The organism is Streptomyces sp. NPDC041784, assembly GCF_055591025.1.
On record NZ_JBVJAB010000007.1, the window covers coordinates 383,591 to 405,726 of the forward strand.

15 protein-coding genes and 5 pseudogenes are annotated in these 22,136 nt (G+C 68.6%); 6 read left to right on the forward strand and 14 right to left on the reverse strand.

Annotated elements, in window-relative coordinates:
• Positions 1 to 200: 200 nt before the first annotated feature.
• A complete protein-coding gene (locus ACZ6D7_RS18310; protein WP_469491443.1) occupies positions 201 to 1,214 on the forward strand; it encodes a MerR family transcriptional regulator in 1,014 nt (337 codons plus the stop codon).
• 792 nt (positions 1,215 to 2,006) lie between these two features.
• On the opposite strand, the gene ACZ6D7_RS18315 is transcribed toward ACZ6D7_RS18310, so the two are convergent.
• Positions 2,007 to 2,219, reverse strand: coding sequence for a peptidoglycan-binding domain-containing protein (locus ACZ6D7_RS18315; RefSeq protein ID WP_469491445.1), 213 nt, complete (start codon positions 2,217 to 2,219; stop codon positions 2,007 to 2,009).
• 1,052 nt (positions 2,220 to 3,271) lie between these two features.
• A pseudogene (locus ACZ6D7_RS18320) lies at positions 3,272 to 3,423 on the reverse strand (ATP-binding protein); the annotation flags it as partial.
• Between the two features lie 154 nt (positions 3,424 to 3,577).
• Between ACZ6D7_RS18320 and ACZ6D7_RS18325 the strand changes: the two are divergent.
• Positions 3,578 to 3,775 carry a hypothetical protein gene (locus ACZ6D7_RS18325; protein ID WP_469491447.1) on the forward strand — a complete coding sequence of 66 codons (198 nt, stop codon included), beginning with the start codon at positions 3,578 to 3,580 and terminating at the stop codon, positions 3,773 to 3,775.
• A 441-nt stretch (positions 3,776 to 4,216) separates the two neighbouring features.
• Here the strand turns inward: ACZ6D7_RS18325 and ACZ6D7_RS18330 are convergent, their stop codons facing one another.
• Together ACZ6D7_RS18330 and ACZ6D7_RS18335 are read right to left on the reverse strand one after the other, a co-directional pair.
• Entirely contained in the window at positions 4,217 to 4,561 is a 345-nt protein-coding gene (locus tag ACZ6D7_RS18330) for a hypothetical protein (RefSeq protein ID WP_469491576.1), read from the reverse strand.
• A 300-nt stretch (positions 4,562 to 4,861) separates the two neighbouring features.
• A pseudogene (locus tag ACZ6D7_RS18335) lies at positions 4,862 to 5,389 on the reverse strand (hypothetical protein); the annotation flags it as partial.
• On the opposite strand from ACZ6D7_RS18335, the gene ACZ6D7_RS18340 reads away from it, so the two are divergent.
• On the forward strand, positions 5,285 to 5,554 hold the full coding sequence (locus tag ACZ6D7_RS18340) for a hypothetical protein (protein WP_469491448.1): 270 nt from the start codon (positions 5,285 to 5,287) through the stop codon (positions 5,552 to 5,554). The pseudogene ACZ6D7_RS18335 and the gene ACZ6D7_RS18340 overlap by 105 nt on opposite strands.
• 689 nt (positions 5,555 to 6,243) lie before the next feature.
• Here ACZ6D7_RS18340 and ACZ6D7_RS18345 read toward each other — a convergent pair.
• Positions 6,244 to 6,684, reverse strand: coding sequence for a hypothetical protein (locus tag ACZ6D7_RS18345; protein WP_469491450.1), 441 nt, complete (start codon positions 6,682 to 6,684; stop codon positions 6,244 to 6,246).
• Between the two features lie 1,429 nt (positions 6,685 to 8,113).
• The gene (locus tag ACZ6D7_RS18350; RefSeq protein WP_469491452.1) at positions 8,114 to 8,548 is read right to left on the reverse strand and encodes a VOC family protein; all 435 of its coding nucleotides are present in this window, start codon (positions 8,546 to 8,548) and stop codon (positions 8,114 to 8,116) included.
• A gap of 150 nt (positions 8,549 to 8,698) precedes the next feature.
• Here ACZ6D7_RS18350 and ACZ6D7_RS18355 point away from each other — a divergent pair.
• A pseudogene (locus ACZ6D7_RS18355) lies at positions 8,699 to 8,909 on the forward strand (magnesium transporter CorA); the annotation flags it as partial.
• Between the two features lie 222 nt (positions 8,910 to 9,131).
• Here ACZ6D7_RS18355 and ACZ6D7_RS18360 read toward each other — a convergent pair.
• The 3 genes from ACZ6D7_RS18360 to ACZ6D7_RS18370 all read right to left on the reverse strand — a co-directional run bounded on the left by ACZ6D7_RS18360 (position 9,132) and on the right by ACZ6D7_RS18370 (position 13,018).
• The gene (locus ACZ6D7_RS18360; protein WP_469491454.1) at positions 9,132 to 9,551 is read right to left on the reverse strand and encodes an NADPH-dependent FMN reductase; all 420 of its coding nucleotides are present in this window, start codon (positions 9,549 to 9,551) and stop codon (positions 9,132 to 9,134) included.
• Positions 9,552 to 9,803: 252 nt separating this feature from the next.
• Positions 9,804 to 10,994 carry an FAD-dependent oxidoreductase gene (locus ACZ6D7_RS18365; protein ID WP_469491456.1) on the reverse strand — a complete coding sequence of 397 codons (1,191 nt, stop codon included), beginning with the start codon at positions 10,992 to 10,994 and terminating at the stop codon, positions 9,804 to 9,806.
• Positions 10,991 to 13,018, reverse strand: coding sequence for a LodA/GoxA family CTQ-dependent oxidase (locus tag ACZ6D7_RS18370; RefSeq protein ID WP_469491458.1), 2,028 nt, complete (start codon positions 13,016 to 13,018; stop codon positions 10,991 to 10,993). The genes ACZ6D7_RS18365 and ACZ6D7_RS18370 overlap by 4 nt, the downstream gene beginning before the upstream one ends.
• A 583-nt stretch (positions 13,019 to 13,601) precedes the next feature.
• On the opposite strand from ACZ6D7_RS18370, the pseudogene ACZ6D7_RS18375 reads away from it, so the two are divergent.
• Together ACZ6D7_RS18375 and ACZ6D7_RS18380 are read left to right on the forward strand one after the other, a co-directional pair.
• Positions 13,602 to 14,037: pseudogene (locus ACZ6D7_RS18375) on the forward strand (ATP-binding protein); the annotation flags it as partial.
• Between the two features lie 158 nt (positions 14,038 to 14,195).
• Positions 14,196 to 14,577: pseudogene (locus tag ACZ6D7_RS18380) on the forward strand (antibiotic biosynthesis monooxygenase family protein).
• An 821-nt stretch (positions 14,578 to 15,398) separates the two neighbouring features.
• On the opposite strand, the gene ACZ6D7_RS18385 reads toward ACZ6D7_RS18380, so the two are convergent.
• The 5 genes from ACZ6D7_RS18385 to ACZ6D7_RS18405 form a co-directional block, all read right to left on the reverse strand.
• Entirely contained in the window at positions 15,399 to 15,770 is a 372-nt protein-coding gene (locus ACZ6D7_RS18385; RefSeq protein ID WP_469491460.1) for a S8 family serine peptidase, read from the reverse strand.
• Positions 15,771 to 16,026: 256 nt separating this feature from the next.
• Positions 16,027 to 17,475 carry a GH1 family beta-glucosidase gene (locus ACZ6D7_RS18390; RefSeq protein WP_469491462.1) on the reverse strand — a complete coding sequence of 483 codons (1,449 nt, stop codon included), beginning with the start codon at positions 17,473 to 17,475 and terminating at the stop codon, positions 16,027 to 16,029.
• 165 nt (positions 17,476 to 17,640) lie between these two features.
• Complete coding sequence (locus ACZ6D7_RS18395; RefSeq protein WP_469491463.1) at positions 17,641 to 19,134, reverse strand: ricin-type beta-trefoil lectin domain protein; 1,494 nt, start codon at positions 19,132 to 19,134, stop codon at positions 17,641 to 17,643.
• 652 nt (positions 19,135 to 19,786) lie between these two features.
• Complete coding sequence (locus tag ACZ6D7_RS18400) at positions 19,787 to 21,130, reverse strand: ABC transporter substrate-binding protein (RefSeq protein ID WP_469491465.1); 1,344 nt, start codon at positions 21,128 to 21,130, stop codon at positions 19,787 to 19,789.
• A 56-nt stretch (positions 21,131 to 21,186) separates the two neighbouring features.
• Entirely contained in the window at positions 21,187 to 22,134 is a 948-nt protein-coding gene (locus ACZ6D7_RS18405) for a carbohydrate ABC transporter permease (RefSeq protein WP_469491467.1), read from the reverse strand.
• Positions 22,135 to 22,136: the final 2 nt, after the last annotated feature.

Consider the following 22,136-nt stretch of genomic DNA (forward strand, 5'->3'; position numbering starts at 1 on the left):
ACCAGGCGCGGTTCCCTGGGGGGGAGATTGTTTTACCGGTTCGGCCCCCCCCGCCCCCCCCCCCCCACCCCCGCCCCCCCCCCCCCCCCCTCGCCACGGAACGGCTGCTGCGCGACCCGGACGCCGGATTCGGGTTCGCGATCGAGGAGGCGAAGCGGGTCCTGGTCCTCGGCGGCTCCGGCCAGGAGGGACGATAGGAAGTGTTGATCGGTGAGGTGGCGCGACGGGCCGGGGTCAGTGCCCGCATGCTCAGGCATTACGAGTCGCTCGGCCTGGTGCGGCCCTCGGGTCGTACGGGCTCCGGCTATCGGGAGTACTCCGGCGACGACATCCGGCGGATCTTCCATATCGAGAGCCTGCGGTCGCTGGGGCTGTCGCTGCGTGAGATCGGGCGCGCGCTCGACGAACCCGGCTTCACGCCTTCGGCGCTCGTCGACGACCTCATCCGTCAGACGCGCGAACGCCTCGCGGCCGAGACCGAGCTGCTCACGCGACTCCGCCGGATCGATGCCGCGGAACCCGCCGACTGGGAGGACGTCCTCCAGATCGTTGCGCTCCTCCAGGCACTTGGGTCGACGAGCCCCGACGCGCGCCAGCGCGCGGCCCTTTCCTCGGCTTCCTCGGCCGACGAGGTTCCGGTGCCGGTGGAGGCCCTGGTCGAGGCGGCGCTGAGCGAGACGGAGCCGAACGTCGCCGGAGCCCTTCGATGGGCACTGGCGCGATCGGGTGACGGCGGCCCGGCACTGCTCGCGGAGGGCCTTGGCTCACCGGTGGCCGCGGTGCGGGAACGTGCCGTTCAGTGCCTCGCCGAGATGCCCGGTGATGAGGCCACCGCGCGGCTGCGCGACGCCCTTGCGAACCCCGACGTGGCGGTCCGCGGGTATGCGGCTCTGGCGCTCGGGACCCGTGGAGTGGCCGATGTGGTCCCGATCCTCATCGACATGATCGTGGAGGGAGGAAACGACACCGATGCGGCCGATGCACTAGGCGTGCTGGCGAGCGACACCACGAGGGCCGACCAGATCGCGACCAGGCTCGTCGACCACCTCGCCCACGACTCCACTGAAGCGCCCGCACGTGGACGGCTGACCCAGGCGCTGGCGGACATCCCGGGGACCACGGCGTCACGTGCCCTCGTAGAGCTGTCGCATGACGCGGACCGCGCCGTTGCGCTGACTGCGGCATACCTTCTTCAGCTACGTGACGCGCGGTGACAGGGCTCTCACGCGCGGCCCATGGCGGTCAGGCCCTTCGCTCCATGGCGCGTTCCACCTGGACACCATGAACCACGCCTGCTCCACGGAATGCAGGTCGACGGCGGACGCGATCTACGCCGCGATCGTGGACGTCTGCGCAGCCAGCCGGGGAGCCCGCCGCCCCGATCACGGTCGCCGCCGAACTCGCGAAGCGCGGCGGGAACAACAAGATCGGCGGTGCGGGATCCCTCCGTTGGCGCCGGAGCGGTCGGCCTCGTTCCCGTGGCGGGGCCGGACCGGCCGCCGGCTATGTGATGGGACCAGCCAATGTCGTAGCGCAGCGGGCCACCGAAGAGCTCCTGCTCGGCGTCGGAGACTCGCGGTTCGGCCATTCTCACCGGTCCGAAGAACCTCTTCACCGGGCGCCCCCCGAGACAGGTCAGTTCACGGCCTGGAACGACGGCCGTGTGGGATGGGTTGGTGCGGCCTGTTGTCTATCGAAGTGGCAGGTGATCAGTGTGGCATCGAGGTCCAGGACCAACCCGGGCAGCATGCATCCGCGGTCCGGGCTGCGGGTATGCCGTCCCAGTGTTCGGAGGCCTGCAGTCAGGGGGCTTCCTAGGCGTCGAGGAGTGCCTGAGGTACGACCTGGCGCTGACCGCGCTGGGTGAAGGAGGTGGGACGCGTCGTGTCAAGTATTTCTCGTCCACCCGGCGGCCTGGCGACCGAGGTTCTCCGCCGTGCCGCCCCAGCGCCTTCAGCAGGCTCGCGATGTGCTCGCTCGGTCTGGGCAAGGGAGCAATCGGCTGCTCAAACGGGATAGGGGTTGTAGCAGTCCAGGGCAGGGTGGTAGAGCACTTGCCAAGTGCGACCGTCGATGACGCCACTCGCCGGCAGACCGTGGCAGCCCTGGATCCACTTGATCTTCTTCAGCATGACCGAGTCGAAGGCCCCGTCGAGCGTGAGCTTGGGCGGCTGGCCTCCCCACGCGTTGCTCAGGCATTGCGCCTGCTTGACCGCCACACCGGTGTCACCGTATGTAAGCGTGGGCCGAGATGCCGATGAGAGGTAGGAACACTGATGGGGAACGGAAGCGGCGACATGTGGCACTGCCAGGCTCAGTGCTGCGGCTGTACACAGTGCGGCGCCCAAAGTGACCAGTCTGCGCTGCCTCATGCCGCTCCTTCCGGTCCGGCCACTTGCTGGAGCGGCTCGGCGTCTGGGGCACGGATGGGCTCCATTATCCCTACGGTCAACAACGCCCGCGAGTTGCGACTGTTACGGCCGTGGCAACGACTGTCATGAGGCGGTCAGGCCGTCCGTTGTCTCGCGTACCTGGTGCGCAGAGAAGATCACCAAGTCGTGATCGGGTCGCCGACGCGCTCCGCGGCCGGGAACTGCCAATCAACAGAGCCAGGTCACGTCGAGTTTGATCACCACGTTGGTGGAGGCGAGCTCGAAGGGCATCGCCATGGTGAAGTCCGTTCCCTTACGGAACTGGGACGGGCGAGGGTGATGGCCGCACGGGGTAGGAGAACGAGGCCGCGCCGAGCCCGGCGGACAGGGCGAGGGCGCGAGGCCGGTCGTCGCCGAGGAGCCGTACGACGGTTGAGCGGCGCACCACGCGGCCTGCACGACGTCGGAGCGCGTGGGGTCGAGAGTCAGTGCTTCGCGTGCCGTGGCCAACCGCTACGACCAGCGCGGTTATGTCTTCCTCGGCATCGCGACCGCCGAAGCCCTGGTCATCTGGCTCCGCACATGATCGCCCGGACACCCCTTGGCTACGGCTGACCGATGCCGGCTGACTCAAGGGCGCCGGCGAGGTCTGCTCCTTGGATCTCGGAGACGGTTTCCAGGCACAGCGCGCTGATTCGAGGCACTCAAGGTCGGTGGCTACGTGCCGAACCCGGACCGCGCGAGGCTTCTCCTCCCGGCCATGCCTGTTCTGCAAGGCCGTACTGAGGATGCTCGCGCCAGCCTCGCCCGTGGCCTCACGCACTCTCCGGACGCGGCCGCCGAGTGTCACCGGTTCGTCGCTGCCCTGGCGCTGCCGCTCGACGAGGCGGCTCCTGAAGTCAGCTGATCGGCGGGTTGTCGGGCTCATCGGTGGGGTTCTCGGGGCGCTTGTTCAGCCGATTGCTGGGCTGCTCATGATGACCTGGTGGCTGGTGTTGATGAGCCGGTCCAGAGGGGATTCGGCGACTACGGGGTTGGGGAAGAGGGGATATCCGAGACGTCTGGTCCGGCCCCTCAGCCCGGCTCCGGCATGCCCACGGGGAAACCAGAGGCGCCGAAGTCACGGCTCCCGCCGGGCTGGCGCTTCAGACCTGGTCGCCGCGCTGATTGCGTACCCCACGGGGGTCGGCGTCGTTGAGCCCCACATGAAGAAGATCATTACTGGCGCCCTTGCCGCCGCCTTCTGCACGGCCGCCGCCGGGACCGCCGCTGCGGACGAGACTCACCGTGACTCCCACAACGCGCCCGTCGTCGCGTTGATCAACACCGGCCAGATCGACGACCCCATGGAGGATGTCCTGGAGCACACGCTGAACTTCGGCGACGGCTACCGCTGGGACTGACCGCCTTCGCCATCCTGACCGACGGGCCCGGGGGATGAGATCGCGTCGACGGCTCCCGCGCCGGGCTGGCTCGCGTGCCGACCCGGCGCGGGAGCCCGGGGGCCCGGACGCCGGCTTCGGCGGCGCCGTCATCCAAGTCGAGCCGGGCGGAGTCGTGCTCGACGGTGAGCGCCGACCAGGCGGCTTGCGCCGGACCTGTCGCCGGACGACGGCGGACTCGGGCCCAGCGTGATGCCGGCCTTCGCCGCCGGGGATGCGGCGTGCGACCGCGTCCTGAACAGGTCCTTCAGGTCACGGCCTGCTACGTCCATTCCGGGGGAAGAAGATCACCTACCGGCCCGGCCTGTGTCTGCCGGGCTGTGGAGGGCCGTGCCGGGGGAGTCCCCCATTGTTCCCAGGTCGGTTCTGCACCCTGTCGGCAGGCGGTGGGGGCGCCGCTGCCTATGTTGGGCATCGGGGCAGCACGGCGCTCAGCTGGTTGAGGCTGTTGGGGTCGACGCGGATACCGGGGAACCAGAGGTGCTGCCCTTTGCGTGTGACCTGAAGCCAGATGCTGCTGTGCTTCTTGTTCTCATCGGTGACGGTTACGCCGTCGGCGATCCGGCACCGGGCGTGGAGCAGGTCGTGGTGCCAGACCCGTTCGGCCGAGTTGGCGGTCACGTAGGGGCGGTAGGGGTCCCAGGCCAGGTGCAGTGCGCAGTTCGGGGTGCGGGGTTTCTGGCACTCCTCCTCGACGTTGTGGACGAGCAGACCGGCATAGCCGTAGCCGGTCCCGGTGCTTTTCATTCCGGTGGCGCCCTGTGCGGGGGGAGCGGCGGGTGAACGCTGCAGGTTTAACAGCATCAGCAGCAACCCGGCCGCGAGACCGATGGCTGTGCCGGCCGCGGCGAAAGCCCACCGGCCCGACATCTGTTTGCGCAGAAGGCGCCACCAGGAGGGGGCGGGTTCTTCCGGTGCGGTCGGCGGCGCGATGTCGGCTGGTTCATGGGGACGATAGCGGTCGGCTGCCTCCCACAGCGCCCGGTAGGCGCTGGGGTCTGCTCCAAAAGCCCGGCACACGTCCCGGACGACAGCCCACGGGGGCACCGTCTCGCCGCGGAAGTAGCGGGAGAGGGACGAGTCGCTGATGCGGACCTGGGCCTCCAGATCCCGGAGCGTGCGGCCCGAGCCTTGTTGCAGTGCCCCAGTGCCTCGCCCAGCCTTCGTGCTGCCGCTGCGTGTTCCGGTTGTCGGCCACTCATGGATAGGGGTCTCCCTGCGGGGTGCCGCAGGGGGTGTCCCGGCGGCTGCTTGATGTCCCGGGACAGACACGTCCCAGCAGGTCAGGAATGTATTGATCCCGACATCAGTGAAGCAGACGGGATCTGGTTGTGAAGGCGGATCCAGGCCCGCAAACTCGGCGTACCGGCTGCACAGATCACCCCTGAGGGTGAGCGCCGGTGGTCGTGGCCATGCCGGCACAAGCCGCACGCGCCGGCTCAAGAACCCCTCACCGAAAGGACTTACGCCATGCGTGTACGTACCCTGCTCTCCGCCCTCGCAGCGATCGCCGTGACCGGGATCGGCCTGAGCGCAACGCCCGCTGTCGCCGCGCCTGCCACAGCCTCCTCGCACGTGACCGCTGTCCGGGCGGCCGACGGCCTCGACGTCCACCGCGGCAAGTACATCACTCTGGGCGGCTGCCAGACGGCCGGCCAGCAGGGCATCGAGCGCGGGCACTGGGACCGCTACCAGTGCGCTGAGGGCACCTTCTTCTGGAACCTGTGGACCAACCGCTGAGAACCAGCGGCTGTCGGCGCCCTCCTGCCGAGGGCGCCGACGGCCGCGCTCCGCGTCGGACTTCGGCGGCCCGGGGAATTCCCGTCCCAAACAAGATCAAGATCGAGGGAGGGGGCGCCGTGTCGATCGGGACCACACCCTCGCCACCTGTGGTCAGACCGGCGTCGACGCCTGGCATGCCGAGCACACGATTACGCCCGCAACAGCATCCGGAGCTTCCTGCCATGGTGTTCGGCCAGCGAAATCACCCAAGCTTTGCGGCTGCCGCCAGTGCAGATCAGCCGGGCCGCGCTGACGCCGCAGACCGAGCACCTGGAGCTGATCGGGCGCCTTCTCACCGACCCGAGTCAGCCTCTGCGAGCCCGGGTCGCGGGGAGCATCGTCCTGCTCAGCCCAGCCGCTCAGCCGCGTCGTCCGCCTCAAGCTGGACGACACCACCCGCGCCGGACACCAGACCTTTCTTCGGCTCGGCGAGCCACCGTCCCCAGTTCCCGAACCGCTCGCGGAACTCCTTCTCCGCACATGCCTGCCCCAGTCGTCGCGAAGGCTCTGAGCTACCACCGGGTTACCACGGCCAACCTGGCCTCCGAGTGGCAGTTGAGTACGTGAGCCCACCAGTGGCCCCGTGATCCGAAAGGTTTGGATGGTCGGGGTATCCGCGACCCAACGGAGCTTGAGCGACATGACCGCTACAAGCCCGCCCGGGTCAACAGCCACTCCATGCGCTCGACGGGAAGGAACGGCGAGGCACCGGCGGCCTCCGCGACGCGCTCCGAGGGGTCGGCGAGGAGTCGGAACAGGGATGGGAGCGGGAGATTGCGGTGGGGCGCGACCGCGCGGCGGACGCGGTCTTGGGGGTCGGATGCCAGCTTCTCGGCGAGTTCCGACGGCAGATTCGGATCGCGGGGGGCGAAGGAGCGGAGCCGGGGTTCAGGGTCGGTCGCGAAGCGGCGCAGGGCCTCTGAGGGGAACGTCAAGACCTCCTCCTTGTCCCACCAGAACGTGAACTTGTCCCGTCGGCGGTAGCGGCGCTCGATGTCCTCGGCGGTCGCGGGATCAACCAGGTGCGGGGCGGTGTGCGCCATGGTGAGGCGGACGATCTCCTCCTCGTCGTCGAGCAGTCGGGCCACCGCGCTGACGGGAAGGGCCTTGCTGACGGCCGCTGAGACTCGGAAGCTGACATAGGGCGAGTCGATGTGCGGCAGCGGATCGGCCGTAACCCATGGCAGGCGCAGGATCCGCAGCTCCGTGTGCGTGCGGCGACGTCTTGATACCAGTGCAGGACTGTTTCGTCGTCGGCGTCGGGGCTCGGATCGGCCATCGAACGCGAAAGTTCATGGACCGAGGTGTGGATCTGTGCCCGCACGTGCTCCGGCGTGTCGGGTCGAGCGAAGACCTTCACCCGGACGTTCAAGGCAGGATCGACGGCAAGGACCTCGCGGACCGCCGGCGGCAAGTCGGGATGCCGGGCGAGCTCAGCGCGCACCTCGCTGTCCGGATCACCGGCGAGCTGCTGGAGAGTGTCCGCGTCGAGAGCGGCGTAGATCACCGCGCCCGCCCGAGTCACAGGGTCCGCCAACAGCGCCGGCAGTAGGTCCGAGGGCGGTATCGGATGAGGCCCATGCGCGAAGTAGGTCGAACAGGCCGCGGCGCGGACCCTGGCCTCGGGATCGGTCAACAGGATCCGACGGACCGCTTCCGGCGCTTGTGTCCAGTACCTCGCCAGCGCGGCGCGGATCGCGGGGTCGGAGTCAGCGGCGAGGCGGGCCCGAAGGTCGGGCGGCGTGTGCTGACCCTTGGCCAGGTACTCGCGGACCTGTGGGTCGGGATCGTCGATGAGCTGCTCCAGCATCTCCCGCGGTGCGGTCGCGGCGCGGACCATGAGCGCGGACCGCACCGCCTTGTCCTGATGGGCGGCCAGACGGATGCGGAACCGGTCCGGCAGCCGGTCGTTGAGCGCCAGGCTGTGCAAGAGCCAGTGGTCGTCGGTCGCGATGATCTCGGCGAGCATGTCCTCGGTAAGGTCCGGACGCCCCGCCACCTTCCCCCCACCCCGCCGCCATGCGAACAGTCGCCGGACCATGGGAGCCGGCAAGGCGGAATTCATCGCCCCCCGTCCATCACCTTGTCGAGATGGACCGGAGTCGGGGCGTCAGCGTTCATGCGGCCAGGATGCCAGGCGGGCTTCGATGCGAAGCTGCTGCAGCCAACGGACGCGGCAACCCTGGGATCTCGCGACAGCGAATACGCGAGCCCACCAGTCCCAAGGCACGGCCGGTCGCACAGTCACAGACCTACAGACTCACGGAGTCTTGGAGTCCGAGGTCGAGGTCCGCGGTGGTCGTCGGCCAAGAAGTGTCCCGGACGAGGGCCTGTGCGGTCGGGCGTGACCTGCTACGAGCTGTCCCGCGCGTCTGTGTCCAGCCGCCTGTTCGTCCGCCGAGGAAGGCGATTCACGGAGAGGAGGGGGTTGAGGACCGTTGGCGCGCCGCGGGACGGTGACTCTCGTGATGGCGAACTGCACCAGTCGACTCGCGAAGGTGTCACCTTCGCGGCCATTCAGTCGAGACAGAACTCGTTGCCCTCGATGTCCTGCATCACGAGGCACGACTCGTTGACTCCATCGGCAAGCAGTAGTCGCTCGCGTACCGCGCCGAGTGCGACCAGTCGTGCGCACTCGGCCTCAAGTGCGGCCACGCGCTCTTCCCCGACGAGCCCGATGCCGACCCGCACATCAAGATGCAGCCGATTCTTGACGACCTTCCTTTCGGGAACGCGCTGGAAGAACAGTCGCGGGCCCACACCTGAGGGATCAATGCACGCGAACGCCGAACTCTGACGCTCAGGCGGCAGTGCGCGATCGAAATCGTCCCAAGTGGCAAACCCCTCCGGTGGCGGCGGCACGACGTACCCCAACACCTCGCACCAGAAACGAGCGACACGCTCAGGTTCTGTGCAGTCGAAGGTGATTTGGAACTGCTTGATCGACGCCATCGGTCCATCGTAGAGGCGGGGTCTTTCGTCGTCTTCACGGGCTCGCCCCTGGCTGGGTTGTGGCGCATGCGGCCGAACTCTCGGCGATGAGTGGGACCTTGAGCCGTGGGATGACGAACCTGATGCCTGGAGGTGGGCGCCGGGGTGCGCCCGTACTTCCGCGACGTCGCCGACGTCGCCGACCAACTCGCCTGCGCCACCGAACAGGTCGGCTCCTTCGACGGACTGATCGGCTCCATCCGCCAGGACCACCTGGCCAGGTGACTGTCGCCTCGCCCAGAACGAGGACATGCGCAAGCTCACCGCCCGGGTCGCCGTCGTCGCCGTACTCACCATGGTGTGTGGCGTGTACGGCATGCATGCGAGTTCGGGGGCGGGTTCATGCCACACCGCATCCTCGGGATAGTTCTCGGCGATGACCGCGGCCCGACGGACCGGATCGGGTTCGTTGAAAACCTTGAGGAGGTTCACCTGCATCAGGTCCGCAGGGGATCTGGACATCGTGAGTCCGTTCGTGCGAGCTGGGTGTTGCGGTTCATCTTTCGGTTTCGGTTCTGTCGGCTGACCCGCCCGGCCGAGTGGCTCACGCCGCGACGCCTGGGGCCGACCGTAGCGGGGCGAGCGCCGAGGTCCAGGCGACGACCTGGTCGAGCATGGTGGTCAGCGCATGCTGGTTGTGGTCGGCGGGTTTGAAGACGCTGAAGTTCTCGAATTCGGTGAACAGAGAGAGGGTGACCTGCTGGCGTACGTCGGCCATCTGGAGTTCGGCGGCGACCAGGCGCAGTTGTTCGGCGGACCGTACGCCGCCCGCGGCACCGTAGGAGACCAGGCCGAGGGCTTTGTTGTTCCACTCGGCGTGCAGGTAGTCAAGGGCGTTCTTCAGCACGCCGGGGATGCCGTGGTGGTACTCGGGGGTGACGATGACGAATCCGTCGTACGCGGCGATGGTTTCGGACCAGCGCTGGGTGTGCTCGTGCTGGTACTGCCCGAGTGAGGGCGGCATCGGTTCGTCCAGGACCTGTCCGGCCGATCAAGTCGCAGGAATAGCGACGGTGCCTCGGTAGTGCCGGTGAGCGGGGTGTGGTGCGTGCAGCTGCAAGGCGGAGGAGGGCGTCGACGCGATGGGGGTCCCCCGCGCGAGCGCAGCCGAGCGCGGGGGAGTCGGCAACCGACGACCAACGCCGCTGGGAGTACCCCCTCTGGGGGAGGGCGTGCCACACCCGCGTCTGCGGCATGATCGGCCGGACAGGTCCTACTAGTCCTCGAAGTCGAGGGTCAGGGCCGCCTGGTAGTCGTGGCCGTTCGCGGTGTGGGGGTGTCGTCGGGCCCAGAAGGGGCGGTGGGTCCAGCGGGCTTCTTGCGTGTGGACGGCGCGGTGGCCCAGCTCGTAGGCGTGGCGTGCGGCGGCGACCTTGGCCGCGTGGTCGTCCATGGCGGTGGTGTCGCCGCGCAGGTGGGCGTCCACTGCTTGGCCGGCGCTGAGCCCGGTGTAGAGGGCGGTGAGAATGCCCTGTGAGGACAGCGGGTCGAATGCGGCCGCCGCGTCGCCCGCGGCTGTCCAGCCGTCCCCGTGCACCTGGTCCAGATGAGCGGTGCACGCGGGAGCACGGCGGGGCGGCTCCAGGAGGGTGATTCCGTGCGGCCGTGCCCGCACGGACACATGACGCGTGGCCAGCAGCCGGCGGCGGAAGTCCGCCGCGGTGCGCGGGGCGGCCGCAGGCAGGTCGGCGTCGGTGAAGTAGGCGATCAGACGCTGCCGGGAGGGCAGCAGAGCGGTGTACCACCAGCCGTCCTGGTCGGACTCGACCAGCGTGCGACCGTCCGCCGGACGGTCAGGGGCACCTGGGACGGGGGACAGGGTGAGGTGATGGGCCGTCAGTCGGTCGACGGTGCGGCGGCGCGCTCCGGCGGGCACGGCGATGGCGGCCTTGCGCCCGGTCGCGTCCACCACCCAGCGGCAGCGCACCGTCCGCTCCACGCCGTCGTCGCGGCCCTGGAGGGCGATGCGCCAGCCGCCGTCGGGCTGCCGGACGGGGCGGCGTACGGCGGTGTGCTCAGCGACGACCGCGCCCGCCGCGCAGGCGGCGGCGCGCAGTCGGCGGTCGAACAGGCGCCGGTCCAGGTGCCAGCCGTGGCCGTAGGGGTCGCGGAGGCTGTCCACGGCCTGCAGTTCGGCCGAACCCCAGGCGGAGAGGTTGCCGTAGCACGGTGCGTGGCCGCTGCCCAGGACCGCGTCGGCGACACCGAGGTCGGCCAGCAGCAGTCGGGCCACGGACACCAGCGCCTCGCCGAGCTTGGCCGGACCGCCTCCCGCGTCCGCCAGCAGCACCGTGCGGCCTGCCCGGACGAGGGTGAGGGCGGCGGCGCACCCGGCGGGACCGCCGCCCGCGACCACGACGTCGTAGCCTTCGCGGCCGCAGGAGGCCGGGGCGCTGTGGGTGGTCACAGCGCGTCGTGGAGCGGGTCGAGCTTCTCCAGATAGCCGGCCGTGATCGCGTCCTCGTCGTAGCCGGTGGCGTCCATGGCCTCGTGGATCGCCTGTGTCACCAGCGCTTCTTCCACCTGGTCGGCCGGCACGGCGCCGGCCCAGGTCCCGGCAGCGGCGGCCAGCATGGGCGCACCGGCGTGCGGTACATGAATGTTGATGAGGTTGGCGTGATCCGGCTGTTCGGCCAGGAGGGCTCCGGGAGGTGACTCGACCTGGATGCGAGGGGGGAACTGCCCGTCGTCGCCCTTGTATTCGCGCACGTGGACGATGCCGAACTCGTGCCAGTCGTCGATCATCTGACGGCGCTGCTGGTCGTAGGTGCCGCCGCGCAGCCCACGCAGCCACACTGCCCGGTTCTCGAAGGCCTGCTGCCGCGCCTCGTCGCTCTTGCTGGTGTCGTTGACGATGTCGAAGTCGGCGGCCTTGAGGACCTGGTTGGGCATCTGGGCGGGCCAGAAGGTGGGCAGGTAGGGGCTGTAGCGTGGGCCCAGGCCGCTGAGAGTCTGGTAGCCGGAGCGGCAGCTGGCGGTGTCGCACTGCCAGGGCGCGGCCATCCAGCGGGTGAGGTCGCCCGGCCCCTGCGCGTACAGGGGACCGTCCTTGCGGGCGAGCACGTCCTTGGTGAGAACCGCTTCGTAGTCGTATTCGGTTTCCGGCCTCGTGCGGTGCAGGATCCGGAAGGGCTCGGAGTACATCGTCGCGTGCCGCATGGGCCAGGTGACCTCGCAGCCGGGGTGGAAGGCGTCGGCGGCGCAGTTCTCCAGCGCGCCCCGGTCCAGCAGCTCGGGCTGCACCGCGGCGGGTGCCTCGTCCACGTCCGGGTAGCGGGGGCGGCGCGAGTCGGGGGTGAAGCGGCCGTCCGCCCACTCGGCCAGTTTCTGGTCCTGGAGCTTGGAGAGCGGGATGTGCTGCCGCACCGAGTCGGGCTTCTTGGCGGACATGGCGTCGCCGTACAGCCATGGCCAGGGCAGCGGTGAGGTCCCGTCCCGTTCGTAGTCGCGCATCTGGACGTAGACCTGGCGGCGTAGTTCGGCGCTGGTCCGGCCCGGGGCGCGAAGCCGTCGGCGCAGCTGCGGGTCCAGGAAGTCGTGAGGGCCCTTCCAGCCGAACTGGGTGGCGAACCCGCGGTTGACCCACTGCAGTTCGCAGAAGCGGGCCAGGAGTGGCTCGATGTCGTCGTCGTAGGAGACCTCCGGCTGCACCGGCAGCGTGCCCTCGGCGTAGAAGACGTCCTGCAGCAGGTCGTAGAGGGTCCGCACGGTCTTCACAGCGGGCGCGTAGTGCGGCGGGCCGACCACTACCCAGGCCGGGGTGGCAGGCACCTCTCGGCCGTTGAGGATGACCTTGGCGGTCACCGGGCCGTCGGAGACGTCGTCGAACCAGCCGTCGTTGTTGGCCACGCCCGTGATCGGGGCCTCGGGCGACATCCAGGACGCGGATGTCCCGTGGCCGCCGACGACCAGCAACCGTCCGTCCTTCTCGGTCGTCATCTCGCCGAGCGGGACCGTACGGCCCATGATCTTCCCGGTGTCGAAGCTCGCGGTCGGCTCGGTCGCGTGCTGGGACGCGTGCAGGATCCGCTGGCCGGGATCGATGATCAGGTCCGCGCGGTGGGCCTGCGTCGCGTTCCGCAGGCCGCGCCGGGCGGGGGGCAGGTGAACGGCCTCGGGGATGTCGAGCGGGATGTGGAACTGGTACCAGGCCGCCTTCTTGTTGGCCAGGTGCACCGACCACGTTATCTCGGAGACGTCCTTGTCGGTGATCTTGAGCTCCCGCACCACCTTCCCCTCGCGGTCGTAGCCGTAGACACGGAAGCGGGCCGCCTGCCGGACGATCATCCCGTTGACGTCCTTGTACGTGCTCAGCTCCGACGGTGCCGCGTCCGGCGACTCCGGGCCGATGAAGGGCGGCGTCGGGCTGTTGCCGACCCGGGCGATACCGATCGCGGGATGGATCTTGATCTGGACGATCTGCTGTTCCATCGGGAACCTTTCGGGTGGGTGGCACACCCCCCATGGATCGAACATACGACCAGAACGCACGCCGTGCGCGATCGAGGCGTCGCATTGAGTGAAGTCTGCGCACGAGAGGCGCCTCCGCCTCCCGAATGCTGACCCGGCCCCGGCACGGACTGTGCGCAGGTGGACAGCTTGTTCCCGTGAAGGCAGGCGACCGCCACCGGGCCGATTCAGCGGACGTCAGATGTCAGATGTCAGATGTCAGACGTCAGACGTCAGACGTCAGACGTCAGATATCGGACGTCGGACGTCGCGTGTCCTGCGTCGTGGATGGCAGGCGGGCTCAACCCGGTCGGCCATGTCCGCGACGGTGTCGAGCCGGGCCCGGACCGCCTCGGCGGGGGCTGGGTTATGTCGGAGTCGAAGGTAGATCTGTACGCCGTGATGCGCCGTGACCACGACCGCAACGGCCTGTCTCGGCGGGCACTGCAGGGCGAGTACAACGTGACCTGGCGGACCGTGCGCAGGGCCTCGGTACGGGCAGTGACGCTTACCGAGGAAGAAGCCGGGGCGGGCTTTGGCTTCGACGCGAACCCCAGCATGCGAGCCGCGATGCCTGATCGGCGACGCCGGCACGGGCACGTCCCACCTGCTGATCGCGCTGGGCACCGAGGCCGCGATGCAGGGCCTCCGCGTCCGCTACTGCTCGTGACCAAGTTCGTCAACGAGCTGGTCGAGGCCCCTGACGACAAGCAGCTGTCGAAGACCATCGCCCGCTACGGCGTGTCGATCTTCTGTGTATCGACGAACTTGGCTGTATGGAACCGAACCGCCGCGGCGCCGACCGAACCGCTGTTCCAGGTTTTGACGGAGTGTGAGGAAACGAACGGTGGGCCATCGCCGGCAACGAATCCTTCAGCGGCCGGACCAAGACCTTCACCGACCCCCGCCTCTGCGCGGCCATCGTCGACCGTCTGCCCTTCAACGGCGCGATCATCCAAACAGGCACCGAATCCTGCCGGCGCGCCCGCACCCGAGCCCAGCCGAACTGGCTGGCTGACCTGGATCGCGAGGTCAAGTCGGCCGTCAGGTGGTCGGAGAACGTCAGCTCAGACAGCTTTGGTAAAGAGCCGGATCCCTTATGGATCCCGTTCAGGAAAGGCGCCGGATCGTTGGGCGCATCCTGGCCTACAGTGACGCCATGAGCAATCACTCCGAAGCGCCTGTCGCGCCCGTCGAGGCCTTTGAACCCCCCCTACTACGCGGCTGTCTTCACAGCGGTGCGAACCCAGGACCAGAGCGGCTACAGCGAGACCGCCGCACGCATGGAAGACCTGGTGAAGGACGTCCCTGGGTTCCTGGGGATGGACGAGGCGCACACGCCTGGTGGGCTGTCCATCAGCGTCGGGTACTTCCGTGACGCCGACGCCCTCACGGAGTGGCGGCGCAACGCCGAGCACCGCGAGGCGCAAAAGCGCGGGCAAGTCGAGTGGTACGAGAGCTACACGTTGCATGTGGCGAAGGTGGAGCGGAGCCACGGGTTCATACGAGCGCAGGTTCCGCAGAGCCCGGCAGCAGGCTGACCAACCGAAGTCACCTCAGCGAAGTCACCTCAGCGACCGTCCCACCACAAGCTTGCATCGAACGGGTCGACGTGCCCCTCGCGCGACCGATCCAGCGGGAGACGCGGGGATGGCGGGCAATCACGGGGCACTGCGAGAAGGCAAGGCCCGCTAGCTGGCGCCGCCCGCTCTCGGATACGCGGCCCTGTTCGCACCTGCGGGGTGTTCCCCTCCGACAACGGCTACTTCGCGGTGGCGCTGACGAGATGCGCAGGCCTTCGACGCCGCGGCAAGACTCTTCCCCGGTGGAGGGGACCGGCTGTCCCTGCACCATCGGCCGGTCCCCTGGTGCACGTGATGGGAGGACTCGACAACCGGCGGACGACGCTGGTCGACGAGCACGGGCCGCAGGTCAGGGGCCTGATCGGTATCGGCGACAGCGCCGTCCACACCAGCCCGACCCTCTGGAGAGGGAATCCCCCTCGCCCTGCGAGCCGCCCGCCGGATCGCCCGCCACGACCTGACGGATCATGACCTGACGACGCTCTACCACCAGTGGTGTGTCGACCCCCTGAGGCCGTGGTTCGATGCCCAGGCGGCAGCCGACCGAACCAGCCGGGAACGGCTCAGGGCCAGCATCCTCGGCACGCAGCCACCCGCCTTGACCAGCGCGCCCTCCTCGGCGCCGCCAGCCTCACGGTGTCCTCAGGCCGCCGACCGAACGTCATGATTCCTTCCCTGGGCACCCCAAGTGACGGTCGCCCGAGGCAACGCGACCAGCACAGCTACACCCAATCCCACTGACATCGATCACGGCGACCCGCCCCGAGTGACTCCCGAACTCACATTGAAACGACATCCACAGACACTGAGGCAGCCAGGTCGCTGCAGTCCTTCGGGTAGGAGTCGCCGAGGCTCATGCTGACGACATCCACACCGGACTCGGCGACCCACGGCATGCCGGCCATGCCCCGGGAGTCCTGGCCGTAGCCCTCCGCGCCACCGAGCGCCTTGCAGACGAACAGGTCGGCGCCGGCGGCGACCCCCTGGTTGTCGCCGGCGGAGGCGGCACCGGAACCGACGATCGTGCCGGCCACATGTGTGCAGTGCCCGTTGATGTCGGTGACGGCTTCACCCGGCACGAAGCTGGTCGTGCCGTCGATCACGCCGGCGAAGTCGGGGTGGTTGACGTCGATGCCGAGTTCGATCACCACGATCTCGACGTCTTGAAGCAGCGGCCGGACCGCCGCCCGCTCCGCGTCCGTCCTGTCCGTCGGGTATCGGCACTTGCGGACCCCGTTGTCCGCGGCGTTTCCGAAAACCGGTGAGCCAGGCAGTCACACTCCAGGGCGACCGATCTGGACTGCACGGACATCAACACGGAACACTGCGGCACCGGGGCCTCCTGCTCGGTGATTCGATACCAACGAGTTGTTCAGGAGGCCCCAAAACAACAGCTACCAAGAAGCGTCAGACAGTCCCCTGGTGACGAGGGTCTTCAGTTACTGCGCCGCTCCTCCGAACAGAGGTTCTCTTCTCGGGGGTGGGAATCGCGACGGAAGCTGCGTGTTGTGTGGTGCGCCCGTGTGCGCGGATGATCTCGGCGTAGCGGTGGCCGCTGTCCTTGATGGTGCGTGTCTGGGTCTCGTAGTCGACGTGGACGATGCCGAACCGCTGGGAGTAGCCGTAGGCCCATTCGAAGTTGTCCAGCAGGGACCAGGCGAAGTAGCCGTCGAGCGGGACGCCGCGGCGGGCAGCCCGCGCGCAGGCTGCCAGGTGGGACTCCAGGAAGGCGATGCGCTCGACGTCGTGGACGCTGCCGTCGGGCGCTGCACGGTCGGGGTAGGCGGAGCCGTTCTCGGTGACGAAGATCGATCGCGGTGCGTAGTCCTCGCTGATCCGGACGAGCAGGTGTTCCAGCCGGTCCGGGTGGACCTCCCAGTCCATTCCGGTACGGGGTGTGCCCGGCGGTGTGACGGGACGGGCGAACGGTGCGGGCCCCTGCGGATCGTCGACGGTGACTGACCGCTTGTAGTAGTTGACGCCGAGCCAGTCCAGCGGCGCGGCGATCGTCTCCAGGTCACCGGGTTTGGCGGGTGGTTCGGTCCCGTACACCTCGACCATGTCGGCCGGGTAACCGCGGCCGTGGATGGGATCGAGCCACCAGCGGTTGTTGTGCCCGTCGTCGCGGCGGGCGGCGGCGATGTCCTCGGGCCGGTCGCTCGCGGGCTCGGACTGCGTGAGGATGTTGACGATGCCGACCCGCGCTTGTGAGGCGGTGGACCGGAGGGCCTCGACGCCGAGCCCGTGGGCGAGCAGCAGGTGGTGTGAGGCGCGCACGGCGGCGGTCAGGTCGGTGCGGCCCGGCGCCATGACCCCCTGGAGGTGGCCGAGCCATGCGGAGCAGTACGGCTCGTTCAGCGTCGCCCAGTTGGTGACCCGGTCACCGAGCCTGTCGGCGACAACGGTGGCGTAGTCGGCGAATCGCAGGGCGGTGTCGCGGGCGGGCCAGCCGCCGCGGTCCTCGAGGGCCTGCGGCAGGTCCCAGTGGTAGAGGGTGGCATGAGGAGCAAGGCCCGCTTCCAGCAGTGCGTCGACCAGTTGGTCGTAGAAGGCCAGCCCTGCCGGGTTCACGCGGCTGTCCCCGTCCGGCATGACGCGGGGCCAGGCGATGGAGAATCGGTAGGCGTTGAGGCCGAGGGCCTTCATCAACGCCACGTCGTCGGGCCACCGGCGGTAGTGGTCGCAGGCGATGTCGCCGGTGTCCCCGCCGGCGACGGTGCCGGGCTGCTTGCAGAAGGTGTCCCAGATGGAGGGTGCTCGGCCGTCCTCGGCGACCGCGCCTTCGATCTGGTAGGCGGAGGTGGCCGCTCCCCAGGCAAAGCCGGAGTGGAATGCGGTCAGGTCGTCAAGGGGCACAGCTTTCCTCGCTTCGTGGTGGGGAGACGTTCGGAGTGCCGATGGGACCGTGGATGGACCCGGTCCGCTGCTCGGGCCCGGAGGGGAGCGCCCCGGGGATGAGGCCGGTCGCGGCTCTTGACGTCCGCGACCGGCCTGTGGGTGTGTCAGGCGGGGGGTGGCCTCTCAGCTGGTCTGCCACTTCTGGTTGTTGCCGCCCCAGCAGGACCAGAGCTGGACCTTGGAGGTGGCCCCGTCCCTGTCCAGGCAAATATCGGGCGACTGCACTGCCCGGATCGTGCCGTCGGAGTAGAACATCCACTTCTGGTTGGCCCCGCCGTTGCAGTCATAGGTGCCGACCAAGGTGCCGTTCTTGATGCCTGCTCCGTAGGCGTCCAGGCACTTCTTGTTCGTACCGCTGTAGACGGTGATCTGCCCGGAGGGCGTCCGGGTCCACTGCTGGTTGTCGCCGCCCCAGCACTGGGCGTAGACCTGGACCTGGACGTTGCTTTGGCCGAGGGGGACGTCGAGGCAGCCGTTGCTGCCGACGTTGCGCAGGATGCTCGGGTTCGAGCCGGGGTCGCTGCCCCAGGCGTGCTTCAGGCGGTCGATGCCGCTGATGTTGCGAACGCCCAGCGCCAGGTTGGTGCCGCTGCCGTTGAGGTCGAACAGGGAGTACCAGTCGTAGGTGGGCCGGTCGATGCGCTTACCGCCGAGGGCCGGCCAGTAGACCGTGCCCATGCCGAGGGAACGGGCGGTGTCGGTGTCGGCACGCAGGTACCGCACGAAGTTGTCGGTGCTCGTCGCGTCGTTGTAGTTGAGACCTGTGTCCATCGGCGCGCCGAACTCGTCCAGGATGGTACGCGTGCCGCAGGTGCCGACCTTGCTCTTGAAGTCGGTGACCCATTCGCTGTAGGTCTTCGCCGGCTTACCGAAGGCGTAGTGGTGGAGCGAGAGGTAGGTCCCGTCGAGGCGGGAGTCGGCGCACACGGTCGTGACGTAGTCGTTCGAGCCGGGTCCGCTCACGATGATCCGGTTCTTGGGGACCGAGGGGCGGTCGGTGACCCACTTGGCGGCGAGGTTCGCCCAGTCGGTGGCGCTGTAGCCGTTGGGCTCGTTCATCGGCTCGAAGTAGACCAGGCTGTTGGAGCCGTACTTACCGATGACCGCGTCCCACATCGAGTTGAAGGCGGCCATATCGGTGATCCTGCCGCTCTGGGCCGCATCGTCCTCCCAGTAGGAGAGGATGACCTTGAAGCCCTTGGCGGTTGCGGCGTCGATGGCGCCGGTGTACTTGTCGCCCCACGTCGTGCCGGGGACGGAGTGGGTGTTGATCGGCAGCCGGACGGTGTTGGCGCCGAGCGTGCTCTGGAATCCGCCGAGGATGGCGTTGGCCTTGGCCTTGACGGTGTCGTAGCTGTCGGAGCTGTTCAGCCCCTCCGGGACGACGTCGCCATGGACGAAGTTGTCCCCCGGCATGGCCCAGTTCACGCCCTTGAACTTGCTGGCGTCCGTCGGGTTGGTTTCCGCAGCCGCCGGCGACGCGGTGGACAGCATGGTGATCGGCGCGGCGATCAGTGCGGCCGCGAGGCAGGCCAGCGCGCGGCGGAGGAAGCGGGTACGGGCGGGAGGCAGTACGGCGGAATGAGGACCTGGCCGGGTGCGTTGGGAGTTGGGCATGTCGTGTTCCTTTTCTGCATGCGGCTCTGTGCAGGCGGTCGTTGCCGCCTAGGGCGCCACGAAGCGATCTGCCGCGGTGGGCGGTTGTGATGCGGTGGTGGCGCCTGGGTGTGTTCCGGAGAAGGCACGGCGCGAGGTGGTGATGGGCGCCGGGCGGCCGGGGAACGTGGGGTCGGCTGAGTTGACGTGCTCGCTTTGGGCTGGCGGGCACGGCCTTTGTTGTGGAGAAGGGGCCACTGCGGGTGGGGCCCGCTACGGCGTTGTCACCGCCCGCTGAGTGTCCTTGCTCGGGGCGGCGGGCACGGGATGCTGTTGGCGGCTGCGCGGCCGACCGCGGTGATCGCGACCACCCGTGCCCGAATCCGCGCGGGCGGTGGCCTGGGCAGGATGCTGGGCGAGCGTCCGTGCATCCGGGTTGCTCCTTGGGGGAGGGAGGCCGCGTGTGGCTCGGTGAGCCCGGGGTGGGACCCCGCCGGCCTGTCAGGTGGCCGGCGGGGCGATGGTGGGGGCGGGTCGCTGAGGTCGTCGTCAGCGGCGGCCGTTGGCGGCCGGTCGTGCGACCTCGTGCCCTCAGGGTGGAGGTGCGAAGAAGTGCCGTTGGACGGTCCTGCTGTCCCGCCAACAGGCGGGCGGGACACGGGCCGGCGGCGTGTTACTTGACGGTGAAGCCTTGTTCCTGGCCGTACTTGCGGGAGGCGTCCTGCCAGGCTTTGAGGCCGTCCTGCAGGGTGGTGTCGCTGACGTAGGCCTTGCCGACGTTGTCGTTGAAGATGCTGTTGGCGTAGACCTGGAAGGGCAGGTACGACCATCCGATGAGGACGTCGTTGGCCGACTCGGCGAGCACCTCGTTGATCTTCTGGCCGCCGAAGTACGGGTCCTTCTTATTGAGGAAGTCCGGGGACTTCAGCTGCTTGGTGGTGGAGGGGAACGTCCCGGCGTCGACGCGGGTCTGCGCGCCCTCGTCGACGGTGGCGTACTTGAGGAAGGCGTAGGCGAGCTTCTTCTTGGTGCTGGCCTGCATGACGGCCAGCGAGCTGCCGCCGTTCTCGGCGGTGGCCTCCTGCCCGCTCTTCCACTGCGGCATGGGCGCCACACGCCACTTGCCGGCGCCGGCCTTGACGCCCGATGCGAGGGGCGCGGGCATCCACGCGCCGGTGACGAGGGAGGCGATCGTGCCGTCGCCGAGGCCCTTGTACCACGCATCGCTCCAGGGGGAGACCGGCGCGAGCAGCTTGTCGCTGATGAGCTGCTGCCAGGCGGTGGTGAACCTCTTGGTGCCGGCGTCGTCGAAGTTCACGCCGACGTCGGTGCCGTCGACGGTGTACGGTTTTCCGCCGGCCTGCCAGATCATGCTGGTGGTGAAGCCTGCGTCGCCGGTGTCGTTGGTGAGGTAGGCCTTGGGATTGGCGGCGTGCAGCTTCTTGGCCGCGGCGATGTACTCCTCCCAGGTGGCCGGCACCTTGATCTTGTACTTGTCGAAGACCTCCTTGTTGTAGAACAAGGCCATCGGGCCGGAGTCCATTGGCAGGGCGTAGATACCCTCGGTGCCGGCGTGGACGGCGCTCCAGGGGCCGGCGGAGAAGGTGCCCGTGAGCCTGTCCGCACCCAGGGCGCTGAGGTCGGTGAGGGACTTGGCGAGCGAGAACTGCGACAGGGCGTAGTACTCGATCATGGCGACGTCGGGGACACCCGATCCGGCCTTGACCGCGTTCTGCAGCGCGGTGTACTGGTCGTTGTTGGTACCGGCATTGACCAGGTTGACCTTGACCTTGGGGTACTTGGCCTCGAAATCGCTGACGACCTTCTTCAGCGTCGGGTCCCAGGCCCAGACCGTGATCTCGCCCCCGGCGTTCAGGGCGGCCTGGATGTCGGCGTTGGACGCAGGCTTGGCGCTGCCCGAGTCCTCGGTGCCGGAGGAGCTGCAGGCAGTGGCGGTGAGTGCCACCGACAGGGCCGCGGCGCCCAGCAGCAGGGCGTGACGACGGGTTCTCGTCATGGGGTGTTCCCTTTCGTGCGGTGTACCTGGGAGGGGTTGCAGTCGGCGGGCGCAGATCAGCCCTTGACGCTTCCGGCGGACAGGCCGGACTGCCAGTACCGCTGGAGCAGCAGGAACGCCACGATCAGCGGGACGATGGTGAGCAGTGATCCGGTGATCACGAGATGGAAGACCGCTTCGCCACCCACGGTGGAAGCCTGGGCGTTCCAGCTGTTCAGGCCGAGGGTCAGCGGGTACCAGTCGGGATCCTTCAGCATGATCAGCGGCAGGAAGTAGTTGTTCCAGGTCGCGACCACGTTGAAGAGAAGAACGGTGACGATTCCCGGCGCCAGCATCGGCATGCTGATCCGGAAGAACGTGCGGAACTCGCCGGCGCCATCGACGCGCGCCGACTCCAGGATCTCTTTCGGGACGGCGTCGGTGGCGAAGGTCCACATCAGGTAGAGGCCGAACGGCGAGACCAGCGACGGGATGATGATCGCCCACGGGGTGTTGGTCAGCCCCATCTCGGAGAACATCAGGAAGGTGGGAACCGCCAGTGCGGTACCGGGCACCGCGACCGCTCCGATGACAGTCGCGAACACGGCCTTCTTGCCGGGGAAGTCGAACTTGGCCAGCCCGTATCCGGCGAGCGTCGCGAGGAACGTAGCGCCGCCCGCCCCGACCACCACATACAGCACGGTGTTGAGCAGCCAGCGGGTGAAGATCCCGTCGTTGTAGCTGAAGGTGTCGGCGATATTGCCGAACAGGGCGAAGTCGCCATCCAGCCACAGGCCGAAGGAGTCGAACAGCCCCTTCTGCGTCTTGGTCGCGTTGATCGCCAGCCACGCCAGCGGCAGCAACGTGTACACCAGCATGATCACCGTCAGGGCGGTCAGCGTGGCGCTGCGCCTCTTCCGGCGGGAGGCGCGCCGGGCGGGGCGGACCACCAGCGGGCCCGAAGAGGCACCCGCGTGCCGTGCCGTGCGCGGCTTGTGCCCGACGCGGGGAGTCGTGGTCGCCATGA

Bases quoted from the DNA above. Each gene is read 5' to 3' on its own strand.
- ACZ6D7_RS18370 (WP_469491458.1), bottom strand. From the start codon at position 13,018: ATGGAACAGCAGATCGTCCAGATCAAGATCCATCCCGCGATCGGTATC.
- ACZ6D7_RS18395 (WP_469491463.1), bottom strand. From the start codon at position 19,134: ATGCCCAACTCCCAACGCACCCGGCCAGGTCCTCATTCCGCCGTACTG.
- ACZ6D7_RS18360 (WP_469491454.1), bottom strand. From the start codon at position 9,551: ATGCCGCCCTCACTCGGGCAGTACCAGCACGAGCACACCCAGCGCTGG.
- ACZ6D7_RS18340 (WP_469491448.1), top strand. From the start codon at position 5,285: ATGCGTGTACGTACCCTGCTCTCCGCCCTCGCAGCGATCGCCGTGACC.
- ACZ6D7_RS18330 (WP_469491576.1), bottom strand. From the start codon at position 4,561: ATGAAAAGCACCGGGACCGGCTACGGCTATGCCGGTCTGCTCGTCCAC.
- ACZ6D7_RS18405 (WP_469491467.1), bottom strand. From the start codon at position 22,134: ATGGCGACCACGACTCCCCGCGTCGGGCACAAGCCGCGCACGGCACGG.
- ACZ6D7_RS18400 (WP_469491465.1), bottom strand. From the start codon at position 21,130: ATGACGAGAACCCGTCGTCACGCCCTGCTGCTGGGCGCCGCGGCCCTG.
- ACZ6D7_RS18350 (WP_469491452.1), bottom strand. From the start codon at position 8,548: ATGGCGTCGATCAAGCAGTTCCAAATCACCTTCGACTGCACAGAACCT.
- ACZ6D7_RS18325 (WP_469491447.1), top strand. From the start codon at position 3,578: ATGAAGAAGATCATTACTGGCGCCCTTGCCGCCGCCTTCTGCACGGCC.